This is a genomic window from Roseobacter litoralis Och 149, from assembly GCF_000154785.2.
Lineage (GTDB): Bacteria > Pseudomonadota > Alphaproteobacteria > Rhodobacterales > Rhodobacteraceae > Roseobacter > Roseobacter litoralis.
In genome coordinates this window covers 547665-561693 of the sequence record NC_015730.1, presented here as the reverse complement: position 1 = coordinate 561693, position 14029 = coordinate 547665, and the positions used below count along the sequence as shown (strand labels likewise).

The following is a 14029-nucleotide window of genomic DNA, read 5'->3' as shown; positions in this document are numbered from 1 at the left end:
ATACGAGGGGACACCATGCCGACGATCACCACCATACAAGACCTGAAAGACCTGCACGAACGGCGTGTGCCCCGGATGTTCTACGACTACGCGGAAAGCGGCAGTTGGACGGAACAGACGTTCCATGAAAACACCACTGATTTTGAGAAAATCCGCCTCAGGCAGCGGGTTGCCGTGGATATGACCGGGCGCAGCACCGCGGGCCAGATGATTGGCGAGGATGTCTCCATGCCGGTGGCTCTGGCGCCGGTCGGCTCAACCGGTATGCAGCATGCGGATGGCGAAATCCTCGCAGCACAAGCCGCTGAAGCCTTTGGCGTGCCCTTCACGCTGTCAACGATGTCGATCTGTTCCATTGAGGATGTCGCCGCCAACACCAGCAAACCGTTTTGGTTCCAGCTTTATGCAATGAAGGACAAACGCTTTGTGGAGCGGGTCATCCAGCGTGCCAAGGACGCGAAATGCTCGGCGCTGGTTCTGACGCTTGATCTGCAAATCCTCGGGCAGCGCCACAAGGACATTAAGAACGGGCTGAGCATTCCGATCAGACCGACCGTGCCGAACCTGATCGACCTTGCAACGAAATGGCGCTGGATCGCGGCCATGGCGAAAACCAAGCGCCGCCAGTTCGGCAACATCGTGGGCCATATCGACGGTATCAGCGACATGTCGTCTCTGTCGATCTGGGCTGCCGAAAGTTTTGATCCCAAACTGAACTGGGACGAGGTCAAGGAGATCAAGAAAATGTGGGGCGGGCCGCTGATCCTCAAGGGTATTCTGGACGCTGAGGACGCCAAGATGGCGCTCAATGTCGGTGCGGATGCAATCATCGTGTCAAACCACGGCGGGCGACAATTGGATGGGGCACTGTCGTCGATCCGGGCGCTTCCGGCGATTCTGGACGCGGTTGGCGACAAGGTCGAGGTGCATATGGATGGCGGCATCCGCTCTGGTCAGGACGTGCTGAAAGCCTTGGCGCTGGGGGCAAAGGGCACCTACATCGGCCGCGCCTTTGTGCACGGGCTGGGGGCGATGGGTGGTCCCGGCGTCACCAAGGCGTTGGAGATTATCCACAAGGAACTGGACACCACCATGGCGCTGTGTGGGGAGACCAATGTCGCTGACCTTGGGCGGCATAACCTTTTGGTCCCAAAGGATTTCGAGGGGCAGTGGCAGTCGCCTTAAAACGCCGATGACCTGCAGGGGGCCTCAGGCATCCCTGACCGGGTGTGCGGCGGCACTGCGCCCCAGGGCGGGCAAGAGCACGAGTGCCGTGACCACCATGATGCAGGCCACGAGGATGAACCCCGCCCGCAGCCCGAAGGCCTCCGAGGTGAACCCCATCAAGGGCGGTCCAAAGAAATAGGCCCCGTACCCCATGACGGACACGCGGCTGATCGCGTCGAGCCGCGCCTCGGGGGCCACCGTTCTGCCGATCAGCGCGAGGGCAAGGGGGGCGATGACCGACACCCCCAGCCCCGCCAGACCAAAGCCCAGATAGGCAATCATCAGGGACGGCGCGACACCGGCAACGCACAGCCCAAAAGCCGAAACCAGCGCCGCGATGCCCATCAGTTTGAGTTCAGGCATATGATGCGACATGAAATGCCCCGCTAGGCGACCAACCCCCATGGTCAGCCCAAGAATGGCAGGGCCCAACGCCCCCTCTGACGGATCGCCCCCCAGCGTGCGTTCAAGATGCAGCGCGGACCACCCTTCGGCGCTGGCTTCGACCAGAAAGGCCACCAGCACCACAAAACCGCCCAAAACGGTCAACAGACGCGCCACGGATACCGACGCCCGTGCAGCAGCGGCGGGAACCGGTCGGGGCTTTGACGCCGGTTCGACCATGATCCATGCCAGAGCGATCGTCACACCGCACAGCAGCGCGAATATCTCAAACGGCGTCCAGTGCAATTCGCGAAACGCCCCGGTCGCCATCGCCGCAGCCCCATAAGCAAAGGAATAGATCGCATGATTGAGGTTCATCAGGGGTCGGCCTGACACCTCTTCGGCTTCGGCAATGCGTACGTTTGCAAGGACATCGACAACACCAGCGGCGATGGAGGCGACGACCATCATGAGGGTAAACAGTATCCATTCGGTTGCCACCCCCGCGCCCAGCATCCCGACGGCAACCAGCACTGACGCACAGGACAAAGCCCATCGCCCCGCAACGCGATCCGCAAATGGGGCCAGCCACATCGCGGTCACGGCGGCCAAAGACGCCACCAAAAGCAAAGCACCATAGGCCCCGTCAGAGGCATCAATGGCCGCCTTGATTACAGGCATCTGCGCAAAAAACGCTGCCCAGGCCGCGGCCATCAGAGCGAACCCCGTCAGCGGTCTGCGCGATAACCAGAGGTCATGCAAAAATCCCATGCTTTTCCCTGACACGCCGCTGCAATTGCAACAAGCCGCCTTTGCGCAAAAACCGCTTTCCATGACAGATAAACCGGTCTATACGCGCGACTTCACGTGGGGCTACAGCCTTGGAGGAGCCCCACCCTTATATATTGGAGAGTATCAATGGCTGGAGAAATTCCGGATCTTGTCGCTCAGGAACGGACGGGGACAGGCAAGGGCGCCGCTCGTCAGGCACGCCGCGACGGCATGGTTCCTGGTATCGTTTTTGGTGGTGATGTCGACCCTTTACCGATCAACATTCCGTTTAACGTGCTGATCAAAAAGCTGCGTGAAGGGCGTTTCAAATCGACCCTTTTCAACATGAAAGTCGAAGGTCACGACGACGTGCGTGTGATCTGCCGCGACGTGCAACGTCATGTGGTCAAAGACTTGCCAACGCACATCGATTTCATGCGTCTTAAGCGTACAACTCAGATCAACCTGTTTATTGCAGTCGAAGTAGACGGCGAAGAAGAGGCACCGGGTCTGAAAAAAGGCGGCGTGTTGACGTTGATCCGACCAGAGGTCGAATTGATCGTGACCGCAGGCGATATCCCTGATCACATCACGATCGACATCTCCGAGATGGAGATTGGCGACAACATCACGATTTCTTCGGTGAACCTCCCCGAAGGTGCCAAGCCGACGATTGACCGTGATTTTGTGATTGCTCAGCTTTCCGCACCTGCGGGTCTTGTGTCATCTGATGACGAAGACGAAGAGGACGGCGCAGAAGAAGCTGTCGAGACAACAGAAGAGTAAGTCGCCTTTCAATGCGATAACCGATGCGGGGCCCTTTGCGGCCCCGTATTTCGTTTCGGGACATGCTCGGCTATGCTGCATCGCAATATGGAGGAAACCGTCGCGTGAAACTGATCGTTGGGTTGGGCAATCCGGGCCCCAAATACGCCGGACACAGGCATAACATCGGGTTTATGGCGTTGGACCGCATCGCAGCGGACCACGGGTTTACTGCGTGGAAGGACAAACATCAGGGCAGTATCAGCGAGGGGCGCTTTGGCAGTGACCGCGCGATCCTGCTGAAACCGCTGACGTTTATGAACAACTCTGGCCAGTCCGTTCAGGCGGCGATGCGCTTTTACAAACTTGAACCGAAGGATGTGATTGTTCTGCATGATGAGATCGATCTTGCGCCGGGCAAAGTGAAACACAAGGTTGGTGGCGGGCATGCAGGTCACAACGGGCTGCGTTCGATCCATGCGCATATCGGGCCTGAATACGCGCGCGTCCGGCTGGGCGTTGGACATCCGGGACACAAAGACCGCGTACCCGGCTATGTATTGCATGATTTTGCCAAAGCGGATCAGAATTGGCTGGATGATGTCCTGCGCGGTGTCAGCGATGGTGCGCCCTTTCTTGCCGCCACAGAGGCTGCAAAATTCAGTAACGCGGTTGCGCTGCGCGTGTCGCCGCCCCGCTCCGGCACCGGACAAAAGGGCAAGGACAAACCACCCGCGCCCACAAAACAGCAGGCGACAAAAACCAAGGCAGAGCCCGAACCCGATACGCGTTCTGCACTGCAAAAGCTGATGGAACGCTTCAGGTGATGCTGCAGGAGGCGTTCCGCGATCAGGCAATCAGTTGCACGCGTCTTGGCTCTCCTTTTATGGGGCAACTGTTGGGCATTCTGGCGGATTACTGGCCCGCCAACAGCCGATTGGGTCAGTATTTTGCGACCTTCAGCGGGGATATTGGCCCATCGGGTGCCTCCCTGCCGCTGCGCATTGCGGGCGGCTTGCATGCGCTGGTGCTGAGTGACCTCGCACCTGCGCTGACGCGGGTCTATCCCCCGAACCAGAGCGAAGATGCGCTGTTGCGTGACACGGTTCTGGAAGCGCTGCATACCCACGAGGTCTTTCTGCTCGATTGGGTGCAAAGCCCGCCGCAAACCAATGAGGTGCGTCGCTCCGCTGCGCTGATGCCCGGCGCGGCGGTAGCTGCGACGTATTTTGATCTGCCGGTCTACCTGTCCGAGCTCGGCGCGAGTGCGGGGCTGAACCTCATGTGGGACCACTTTGATGTGGCGCTGCCGGAGGGGAGTTTCGGCGTGCAAGCGCCCGCACTTACCCTAAGTCCGGATTGGAACGGGCCGATGCCCCCGCAACGCTTGCCGAGGATTGCGCAACGGGCAGGCGTTGACCTCAACCCGCTCGACCCCAGCGACCCTGCGGACCTGCTACGTCTGACCGCATTTCTATGGCCCGACCAACCTGAGCGGCTGGCCTTGACTAAAGCAGCCGCCTCTGTTGCCTGCACAGAGATTGAGCGCAGTGATGCCATCGACTGGCTGGAACACCGTCTGACGAACGCGCCAGACCAGCACATGCACCTGATCCAGCACACCGTCGCTTGGCAATACTTCCCCAGCGACGCGCAGACCCGCGGCCGCGCCCTGATCGAAGCGGCAGGTGCACGGGCCACGCAAACGCGGCCCCTTGCCTGGCTTTCACTGGAAACCGATGGCGACACGAAAGGTGCATTGGGGGCTGCGCTGACACTCAGGCTATGGCCGGGCGACAAAACGCTGCACCTTGGGCGCGCAGATTTTCATGGCCGATGGGTCAAATGGGCTGGCATGACCTGATGCGCCGCTTTGGAAAATGGCTGGGGCGCATCTTGCTCGCCGCCTTCTGCGCGGCACTCGTCATAGGCCTTTGGAAAGGCGAGGAAATCAAACGCCTGATGGCGGTCAACAGCCTGTTTGAGCCAGACCGCATCGTCCGGAATTTCAGCACGATGGATGCGGCATTTCTGCATGTACCTGTGGGGAACACGCAGACGCCGCCCTCTGCCCTGCCCGCTGGCCCGAAAATGACCCTGTCCGATGGCACAGCGGCATGGCTCGCCGCGCGCAAGGTCACATCATTGGTGGTGCTGAGCAATGGGCAGCTGGTCCATGAAAGCTATCACCTCGGCACCAAACCAGAAGACAGGCGCATCAGCTGGTCGCTGGCCAAAAGTTATATCTCGGCCCTGACCGGCATCGTTTTGGCGCAAGGGTCCATCGCATCTCTCGATGATCCGGTGACGCGCTATGCGCCGCGCCTGAAAGGCGGCGCCTACGACGGTGCCACGGTGCGCAACGTGCTTAACATGGCAACCGGCATCAGTTTTGACGAAGACTACACCGACTACGATGCTGACATTAATCGCATGGGGCGTGTGTTGGCCTTGGGCGGGTTGATGGATGATTTTGCCGCAGGCCTCACCGAAACCTTCACGACCCCCGGCAGTGACTGGCAATATGTGTCGATTGACACGCATGTGCTGGGCATGGTCATCCGCGGTGCAACGGGGCGATCCTTGGTCGACTTGATGGGCGCGCATATCATCACGCCGCTGGGTCTGGAAAGCACGCCCTTTTATCTGACGGATGGCGCGGGCGTGGCATTTGCTTTGGGCGGGTTGAACATGATGACCCGCGACTATGCGCGCTTTGGTCAGATGATGGCACAGCATGGACGCTGGAACGAACAGCAAATCGTCCCGAAAGACTGGGTGATCGCGTCAACCACCGCCTCTGCGCCAACCGGTCCAGATGAATACGGCTATGGCTATCAATGGTGGATGCCGCACGACGCAAGGCCCCGTGAATACATGGGACGTGGCATTTATGGCCAATACCTCTACATCAATGAGGAACGCGGCGTGGTGATCGCGCTGACGGCGGCGGATGGCGAGTTTCGCAACGCAGATGTGCAGCGGCAGAACATCGCGCTGTTTCGTAAGATAGCCGATCGTGTGCAAGGAGATGCAAATGGAAAAAGATGATAGCATCAACGTATTGGGCGAGCCGCTCGTGATCTGTGGCACCGACCCGGTCACGGGTTTCTTTCGCGACGGGTATTGCAATACCTGTGCTGCCGATCAGGGCAGCCACACCGTCTGCGCCGTGATGACGGCGGAGTTTCTGGCGTTCTCCAAATACCTCGGCAACGATCTGAGCACACCGCGCCCCGAGTACGGATTTGTCGGTCTCAACCCCGGTGATACATGGTGCCTCTGTGCGAGCCGGTTTTTACAAGCCCACGCTGAGGGCTGCGCACCACAGGTCAGTCTGGAGGCGACGCACAAAAGGGCGCTGGAAATCGTACCGCTGGACGTGCTGGAGAAATATGCGTCGGCATAGTCTCTTGCTTACGTCCCAAATCTGAGCTTTGGGCATCGGCTTTTTTGCGTTCGTGTTTCGCTATCAATTGGACAGTTGGCAATGTGGTGTTAGCCTGACCATACCACGACGCTCCAAGTAGGACTTAAGATGAAAAACAAATTTATTGCAGCAGCTGCACTGGCTTTTTTAACGTCAAATCCCGTTGCTGCTGAACCGACGAACTATGGGAAACAAACCGCGTTTGGTGCTGTCAGCGGGGTCGAAATGAGCAAAAAAGCGAAAACTGCGTACCGACAATTTCGGGGCGAAGCTAATTATTTCGGTGCGATGTACACAAACACAACCACAGATTTGTCATATTGGGTCTGGGGGCTGCACAACCTGTCGGACGCGCGTCAAGCCGCTAGAGCCGATTGTGAACTAGGCTCTGGTGGAAAAGGCAATTGCACACTTGCAGCCTTGTCTTATCCAAGGGGCACATCTCCAAACGACGGTTTTTCCAATGGGTTAAGCCAAGAGGGTAGCAAGGATTTCAAGACGGAATACAGAGGTCAACAAAAAGCTGGCAAGTACGGCGCATTCGCCATATCCCGCGTCGGGAGCTGGGGCTACAGTTGGAGTTTCGATGAACGTTCTGAGGCGCTCGCAACCGCTTTGCTCCAATGCGAGGCCTCAACTAAGGGTGTTCTTGCAGACCTGAACGCCAAACAGCGCGACTGGGCAAGACGTAACGGCTATGTTGAATGCAAGGTTGTCGACATATTTGAAGGACGTTAAGCAAATTCGCCCATCTCGAACCCCAGCGCTTTGGCGACGGTAAAGATATCCTTGTCGCCACGCCCGCACATGTTCATGCAGATTATGTGATCCGACGGCAATTCAGGTGCGATTTTCATCACATGGGCCAGCGCATGACTGGGTTCCAGCGCGGGAATAATACCTTCCAGTTCGCAGCATAATTGGAACGCCTCAAGCGCTTCGACATCTGTGATCGACACATATTGCGCGCGCCCGATGTCATGCAGCCATGCATGTTCCGGCCCGATCCCCGGATAATCGAGGCCCGCTGAAATTGAGAACCCTTCGAGGATCTGACCGTCGTCATCCTGCAACAGATACGTCCGGTTGCCATGCAGAACGCCGGGTCGCCCGCCTGTCAGCGATGCGCAATGCTCCATCTTGGCATTTACACCTTTGCCGCCTGCTTCGACGCCGATGATGCCAACCTCCTTGTCGTCCAGAAACGGATAGAACAGACCCATGGCGTTCGACCCACCGCCAATCGCCGCGATCAATGTATCCGGGAACCGGCCTTCGGCGGCAGTCATTTGCTCACGCACTTCCTTGCCGATGATCGCTTGGAAATCCCGCACCATGGCGGGGTAAGGGTGCGGGCCGGCAACAGTGCCAATGCAATAGAACGTGTCGCGGACATTGGTCACCCAGTCGCGCAAGGCGTCGTTCATCGCATCCTTCAATGTGCCCCGACCCGAGGTCACGGGGACAACCTCGGCCCCCAGAAGTCGCATGCGGAACACATTCGGGGCCTGACGCTCAACGTCATGTGCGCCCATATACACGATGCATTTGAGACCGAATTTTGCGCAAACTGTCGCTGTCGCCACACCGTGCTGACCCGCGCCCGTTTCCGCAATGATCCGCGTTTTGCCCATGCGGCGCGCCAGAATGATCTGGCCCAGCACGTTGTTGATCTTATGGGCGCCTGTGTGATTCAACTCATCACGTTTCATATAGACTTTGGCACCACCCAGATGCTCCGTCAGGCGTTCAGCATAATAAAGCGGGCTGGGACGGCCGACATAATGCGTCCAGAGGTCATGCATTTCAGCCCAGAAGCTGTCATCCGTCTTGGCGTTTTCGTATTGCTCTTCCAACTCGAGAATCAGCGGCATCAGCGTTTCTGAGACAAAACGTCCCCCGAAATCACCGAAACGCCCGTTTTCATCCGGACCCGTCATGAAAGAATTGAAAAGATCATTGGCCATGATACGCACCTTTGTTCGCAGAACTAGCCTTCTGACTATCGTGCGCGACGCCGGTAAACAAGGCGTTTTGCCCGGTGTTTACAAGCGACCTGTTACTTAGGGCGAGCCTGTATGAAAGGGCGTGGTCGGCGTGGTGCTATCGGCGATACTGCCGGTTCGGGAGGAGGTTTCAGACAGATGGAGCGTACTGACGGCCCCGGCACGACCCACATCTGTCTTTGTCCCGGCAATAACGCCAATAGCGGTCACAGCAACAGAGGCAAAAGCGACGATAAGGACAAATTTCACTTTTCTATTCCACAAATCTGCAATTCAGATCTACGGATGATCTGCTGCTAACACTTTCTTAACAAAGTGCCAGCGGCAGGTCTGTGAAGTGGATCACAGAAGGGAGGGAATGCTCTGTTTGTTGGCCGCCTTGACGAAAGCGTCGAAAAGCCGCGCGTCTTTTGTCCCCGGCTGGCTTTCCACGCCCGAAGACACATCAACCTGCCGCGCGCGGGTTAGCCGAACCGCATCCGCGACGTTTTCAGCCGTCAACCCCCCGGCCAGCATCCAGGGCCGTGTCCAGTATTTCCGGTCCGCCAACAACTGCCAGTCAAAGGCCAGACCGTTGCCGCCCGGCAGATCGGCGCCTTTCGGGGGTTTGGCGTCGATCAACAGTTGATCCGCCACCGCACTGTATTGGTCAATTGCGGGCAGATCACTGGCATCAGAAACGCCCAAAGCTTTCATCACCGGCAGACCATAACGCGTCTTGACCTGCGACACCCGCTCAGGCGTTTCGCTCCCATGAAGCTGAAGCATATCCAGAGGAACCTGCGCCGTCAGCGCATCCAGAAACGCATCATCCGCATTTACTGTCAGGGCGACCTTCGCCACACCGGTGGGTGTGTCAACGGCCAAGGCACGCGCCTGCTCAAAACTCACATTGCGTGGTGATTTCGCGAAAAACACAAAGCCAACATAAGCGACGCCTGATTTCGCCGCCGCCGCAACATCAGCGGCGGAGGATAAGCCGCAAATCTTGACTGAGACGCTGTTTTTCATACGCTCGTTTGATCACGCCAAAGGGGGCACTGCAAGGGCTTCAGCTGGCCTCTTCCAGCAGGGCGATCACTTCGTCCTTGCCTTCGTGTTTCTCGCCCTTGAGCCGTTTTACTTCACGTTGCAGCCTGCGCATTTCGCGGGCTTGTCGCGCTGCTTCTGCGCGTTGCGCATATTCACGCATCCACTCCCAAACAAACCCAACAAACAGGCCCACGATGATCCCGCCAAAGATGATGATGAACAACGGCAACTCAATCTGCGGATTCATCGCAAACCATCCCGCCACTTCATTCGGGATCAGTTGGATAGAAACATAGCCACGGTTCGCCACAGCAATAGCGATCAAGGCGATGCCGAAAACGGCGATCAGAGCATATTTGATATAACGCATCACGATTTCCCGTTAAGCCGATCTCGAAGAAGTTTGCCCGTCTTGAAAAACGGCACGTGTTTTTCTTCTACATGCACCGTCTCGCCGGTCCGTGGATTGCGTCCGACACGCGCATCCCGCTTCTTTACTGAAAAAGCACCGAACCCGCGCAACTCGACCCGGTCGCCGCGGGCCATGGCATCGGTCACTTCCTCGAATATCGTATTCACAATCCGCTCCACATCTCTTTGGTACAAATGCGGATTTTCGTCAGCTATCTTTTGGATCAGCTCAGAACGGATCATAGCAACACCCCCCGGGATTATGTGTAGCGCTTTGGAGCGCATTGGCTAAACTATAGAAAGTTTCTGAGGCCACGGAAAGTCAGCCTGTGCGACGGTGGGCGGTTTTTTGTCACTGAAGGCCCTGTATTCGCGTCGTTTTTCGCCGCAATCACTATTGGTCATGCGATAATGGGTCCGGGCGGGTGCATTGCTGCAACGCAGCTAATGGAATGATTCGATCCGAGGAGCCATGGCAAACACTCTGTTTACAGGCGATCCGCACGGTATTGGACGTCGCGGGTAAGATCATCACATCCGACCAAAAGACGCCCCTGTTTTCCGGGACCTTCGCCATTGGCAAGCCCCCACTGGATCGTAAAAGCCCGTTTTGAGTAGCAGCACGCGTGGCTGTTTATGAAAAAGGCCCCGGCGGTGTTTCCCCCGGGGCCCTTTTATCATCAAACCCTGAAACGTATTATTTCAAGATCTTAAGTCATGATGTGGAAACGACTATTTGTCGTCGTCGCCTTTCAATGCTGCACCAAGGATATCTCCCAAGGACGCGCCGGAGTCGGACGAACCATACTGCTGCACGGCCTCTTTCTCTTCCGCGATTTCGCGCGCTTTGATGGAGACACCCAAGCGACGCGATTTTGCGTCGACATTGGTGATCCGCACGTCGACCTTGTCACCGACCGAGAAACGCTCCGGGCGCTGCTCTGCACGGTCACGGCTGAGATCGGAGCGGCGGATGAAGGATTTCATGCCCTCGTATTCCACTTCGACACCACCGTCTTCGATGGCCGTTACGGTCACGGTCACGATGGAACCACGCTTCACGCCGCCCACGGCTTCGGCGAATTTATCACCACCAACGCCTTTGATCGACAGAGAGATACGCTCTTTCTCGACATCCACTTCGGAGACAACGGCATGCACCATGTCGCCTTTGCGGTAGTTCTGGATCGCATCTTCGCCGCGCTCGTCCCACGACAGGTCGGAGAGGTGAACCATGCCGTCGATGTCGCCGTCCAGACCAACAAACAGACCGAATTCGGTAATGTTTTTGACTTCGCCTTCGACTTCTGTGCCCTCGGGATGTGTTTCTGCGAACACTTCCCATGGGTTGCGCATGGTCTGCTTGAGGCCAAGGGAAACGCGGCGCTTCGCACCGTCGATTTCCAGAACCATGACTTCGACCTCTTGGGACGTTGACACGATCTTGCCCGGATGCACGTTCTTCTTGGTCCAGGACATCTCGGAGACGTGCACCAGACCTTCAACACCGGCTTCAAGCTCAACAAAGGCACCGTAATCGGTGATGTTGGTCACGCGACCTGTGTGTGTGGATTCCAGCGGGTATTTCGCGGCCACCAGATCCCATGGATCTTCCTGCAGCTGCTTCATGCCGAGGCTGATGCGGTGGGTCTCTTTGTTGATCTTGATGACCTGCACCTTGATCGTCTCACCGATGGTGAGGATCTCGGAGGGGTGGTTCACACGGCGCCATGCCATGTCGGTCACGTGCAACAAGCCGTCTACGCCACCAAGGTCCACAAAGGCACCGTATTCGGTGATGTTCTTGACCACACCATCAACTGTCTGACCTTCGGTAAGGTTACCGATGACTTCGGCGCGCTGTTCGGCACGGGATTCTTCGAGGATCGCGCGACGCGATACAACGATGTTGCCCCGGCGACGGTCCATTTTCAGAACCTGGAACGGCTGCTTGAGACCCATCAACGGGCCTGCATCCCGCACGGGACGCACGTCAACCTGAGAGCCGGGCAGGAACGCCACAGCACCACCAAGATCGACCGTAAATCCACCTTTGACACGGCCAAAGATTGCGCCTTCGACGCGCTCTTCGCTGGCGTAGGCTTTTTCCAGACGGTCCCATGCTTCTTCGCGACGGGCCATTTCACGGGAAATAACCGCTTCGCCCTTGGAGCTTTCGACCTGACGGAGGAAGACTTCCACTTCATCGCCAACAGCGATTTTGGGGGCTTCACCGGGGTCTGCGAATTCTTTGAGTTCGACGCGGCCTTCCATCTTGTAGCCTACGTCGATAATGGCTTGGCCCGCTTCAATCGCGATAACCTTACCTTTGACAACCGATCCCTCTTCGGGGGTGTCCATTTCGAAGCTTTCTTCTAAGAGTGCTTCAAACTCATCCATCAGATTTGCCATGTGGCGTCGTTTTCCTAACTTGGTTTGTTTCTGGCCGTGCGGTTGTCTCCGCCGGTCTTTGACGATTTTGCACTGACGGATCGGGCCTTGCACTGAAACAAACGAAGGGCCGGTGATCACCGACCCTGCCTATTTTCCTCAGATGCGTGGCTTTAACGCCCCGTCAATGCGCCGCTCTTAGCGTGGTTTGGTCGCGGTATCAAGACATGTGATGACGCGTGCCGCAAATCGGCAGAACACCGTCAGGCCGCATGATGCGTCCCATTTATCGCGGACGTCGTGAGCGGGCGCGTGATCAAAGCTCTTGACCGCGTTTTTTCAGCTCATCCAGCAACTCTTGATAAATGCCACTGGAATCACCGCCGCCAAAGACAGACGCGCCGCCGGAATAACTCTGTCCATAAGTCAGGGCGACACTGACCGTCTGCGCCAATCCGGAAATGAGCTGATCCCGCTCCAGAGGTGACAGGGGATGGATGAAAACGCCCCATAACCGGCCCTGTGCCACAGCATATCGCGCATCAAGTGCTGAATCGAAATTGGCCTGCATCAGGCGTAAAAGCTCTGCCTGCTCCAACGCATCGGCAGAGCGGATCGGCACCATGGCCCGCATACGATCCGCACGCGGGTCCGCGATCACAATGACCGGGATGTCCTGAATGGTGAATTCAAACGTCGGACCACGCTGCGAGACCTCAGGGTCAAGGGCCGCGATGATGCCCGCCATCCGTTCCATCGTCATCGGCCCTTCGGGCGTGGGTAAATCTTGCCCGCGCGCCATTGTCGACATCACAAGCAGGACGGTGAGTAAAGCAATCCGTATCATTCCAAACCCTCACAAATCTATGTGGCGAAATGATAGCGCCCCAAAGCCATGTTGACCAAGCACCCTTTAGTGAACGGCTTGTAACTCATGGCCATTGCCGGGTTCATGGATGCAGATCAAGGGGGGCTTGCCACGTGAGGCGTCAGGCGCGTCGGTCTTTAATTGCGCGGATTGCTGCAGCGACCGCCGCTTCAATATCCAAGGTAGAGGTGTCAATCGTCACCGCGTCGGCGGCGGGTTTCAAAGGGGCCTCGGCGCGGTCCCGATCACGGGCATCGCGTTCCAGCACATCCGCCAGAACCTGTTCAAAACTGATCGCCGCGCCTGCCCCGACAAGTTCATCAAAGCGGCGGCGCGCGCGCACATCAGCACTGGCCGTCACGAATATCTTGGCCTCCGCATCCGGGCAGATCACCGTGCCTATATCACGCCCATCCAGAACCGCGCCCCCGGCCCGTCTGGCAAAGCTGCGCTGGAAATCAAGCAGAGCCGCGCGCACCTCGGGGATGACAGCAACGCGGCTGGCGGATTGCGCGACTTCCGGGCTGCGCAGGTTCGAGCCCTCCAGCATGTCAGCGGAAAGTCGTTGCGCTGCCTGCAGCGGCTCCATCCCCAAAAGCACCTGCGCCCCGACCGCCCGGTAGAGCAATCCCGTATCCAGATGGCGAAACCCGAAATGCGCAGCGACCGCCTTTGAAATCGTGCCCTTGCCCGCAGCGGCGGGTCCGTCGATGGCAATGGTAAAGGCCGCGTCCGACATCGCGC

General features: G+C 57.7%; 17 protein-coding genes. 8 read left to right on the top strand and 9 right to left on the bottom strand.

The features are described 5' to 3' along the window. Window positions 1-15 precede the first annotated feature (15 nt). Entirely contained in the window at window positions 16-1185 is a 1170-nt protein-coding gene (locus RLO149_RS02635; protein ID WP_013960503.1) for an alpha-hydroxy acid oxidase, read from the top strand. A 24-nt stretch (window positions 1186-1209) separates the two neighbouring features. Here RLO149_RS02635 and RLO149_RS02630 read toward each other — a convergent pair whose 3' ends face one another. Next, on the bottom strand, window positions 1210-2382 hold the full coding sequence (locus RLO149_RS02630) for an MFS transporter (RefSeq protein WP_013960502.1): 1173 nt from the start codon (window positions 2380-2382) through the stop codon (window positions 1210-1212). A 147-nt stretch (window positions 2383-2529) separates the two neighbouring features. Here RLO149_RS02630 and RLO149_RS02625 point away from each other — a divergent pair, with 147 nt between their 5' ends. The 6 genes from RLO149_RS02625 to RLO149_RS02600 all read left to right on the top strand — a co-directional run bounded on the left by RLO149_RS02625 (window position 2530) and on the right by RLO149_RS02600 (window position 7315). Beyond that, window positions 2530-3168, top strand: coding sequence for a 50S ribosomal protein L25/general stress protein Ctc (locus tag RLO149_RS02625; RefSeq protein WP_013960501.1), 639 nt, complete (start codon window positions 2530-2532; stop codon window positions 3166-3168). A gap of 104 nt (window positions 3169-3272) precedes the next feature. Continuing rightward, window positions 3273-3974 (top strand): aminoacyl-tRNA hydrolase, encoded by a 702-nt coding sequence (pth, locus tag RLO149_RS02620; protein WP_013960500.1) that lies wholly within the window; start codon window positions 3273-3275, stop codon window positions 3972-3974. After that, complete coding sequence (locus tag RLO149_RS02615; protein ID WP_013960499.1) at window positions 3974-5011, top strand: DUF2332 domain-containing protein; 1038 nt, start codon at window positions 3974-3976, stop codon at window positions 5009-5011. The genes pth and RLO149_RS02615 overlap by 1 nt, the downstream gene beginning before the upstream one ends. Continuing rightward, entirely contained in the window at window positions 5011-6198 is a 1188-nt protein-coding gene (locus RLO149_RS02610) for a serine hydrolase domain-containing protein (RefSeq protein ID WP_013960498.1), read from the top strand. Before RLO149_RS02615 ends, RLO149_RS02610 begins: the two co-directional genes overlap by 1 nt. Then, on the top strand, window positions 6185-6556 hold the full coding sequence (locus RLO149_RS02605; RefSeq protein WP_013960497.1) for a DUF2237 family protein: 372 nt from the start codon (window positions 6185-6187) through the stop codon (window positions 6554-6556). Before RLO149_RS02610 ends, RLO149_RS02605 begins: the two co-directional genes overlap by 14 nt. Before the next feature lie 129 nt (window positions 6557-6685). Beyond that, window positions 6686-7315 carry a hypothetical protein gene (locus RLO149_RS02600; protein ID WP_013960496.1) on the top strand — a complete coding sequence of 210 codons (630 nt, stop codon included), beginning with the start codon at window positions 6686-6688 and terminating at the stop codon, window positions 7313-7315. On the opposite strand, the gene trpB is transcribed toward RLO149_RS02600, so the two are convergent. The 5 genes from trpB to ihfB all read right to left on the bottom strand — a co-directional run bounded on the left by trpB (window position 7312) and on the right by ihfB (window position 10269). Next, the gene (gene trpB / locus RLO149_RS02595) at window positions 7312-8544 is read right to left on the bottom strand and encodes a tryptophan synthase subunit beta (protein WP_013960495.1); all 1233 of its coding nucleotides are present in this window, start codon (window positions 8542-8544) and stop codon (window positions 7312-7314) included. The two genes, RLO149_RS02600 and trpB, sit on opposite strands and share 4 nt — an antisense overlap. Before the next feature lie 96 nt (window positions 8545-8640). After that, on the bottom strand, window positions 8641-8832 hold the full coding sequence (locus tag RLO149_RS02590) for a hypothetical protein (protein ID WP_013960494.1): 192 nt from the start codon (window positions 8830-8832) through the stop codon (window positions 8641-8643). A 93-nt stretch (window positions 8833-8925) separates the two neighbouring features. Further along, window positions 8926-9594, bottom strand: coding sequence for a phosphoribosylanthranilate isomerase (locus RLO149_RS02585; RefSeq protein WP_013960493.1), 669 nt, complete (start codon window positions 9592-9594; stop codon window positions 8926-8928). Between the two features lie 40 nt (window positions 9595-9634). Then, window positions 9635-9985, bottom strand: a complete 351-nt coding sequence (locus tag RLO149_RS02580; protein WP_013960492.1) for a lipopolysaccharide assembly protein LapA domain-containing protein — start codon at window positions 9983-9985, stop codon at window positions 9635-9637. Then, entirely contained in the window at window positions 9985-10269 is a 285-nt protein-coding gene (gene ihfB / locus RLO149_RS02575; RefSeq protein ID WP_013960491.1) for an integration host factor subunit beta, read from the bottom strand. The genes RLO149_RS02580 and ihfB overlap by 1 nt, the downstream gene beginning before the upstream one ends. Before the next feature lie 209 nt (window positions 10270-10478). Between ihfB and RLO149_RS23740 the strand changes: the two genes are divergently transcribed. Then, a complete protein-coding gene (locus RLO149_RS23740; protein WP_158308133.1) occupies window positions 10479-10640 on the top strand; it encodes a hypothetical protein in 162 nt (53 codons plus the stop codon). Between the two features lie 118 nt (window positions 10641-10758). Here the strand turns inward: RLO149_RS23740 and rpsA are convergent, their stop codons facing one another. From rpsA to RLO149_RS02560, 3 genes are all read right to left on the bottom strand, one after another. Further along, entirely contained in the window at window positions 10759-12438 is a 1680-nt protein-coding gene (gene rpsA / locus RLO149_RS02570) for a 30S ribosomal protein S1 (RefSeq protein WP_013960490.1), read from the bottom strand. 295 nt (window positions 12439-12733) lie between these two features. Continuing rightward, entirely contained in the window at window positions 12734-13264 is a 531-nt protein-coding gene (locus RLO149_RS02565) for a hypothetical protein (RefSeq protein ID WP_013960489.1), read from the bottom strand. Between the two features lie 142 nt (window positions 13265-13406). Continuing rightward, the gene (locus tag RLO149_RS02560) at window positions 13407-14024 is read right to left on the bottom strand and encodes a (d)CMP kinase (RefSeq protein WP_013960488.1); all 618 of its coding nucleotides are present in this window, start codon (window positions 14022-14024) and stop codon (window positions 13407-13409) included. Between the last annotated feature and the right edge of the window lie 5 nt (window positions 14025-14029).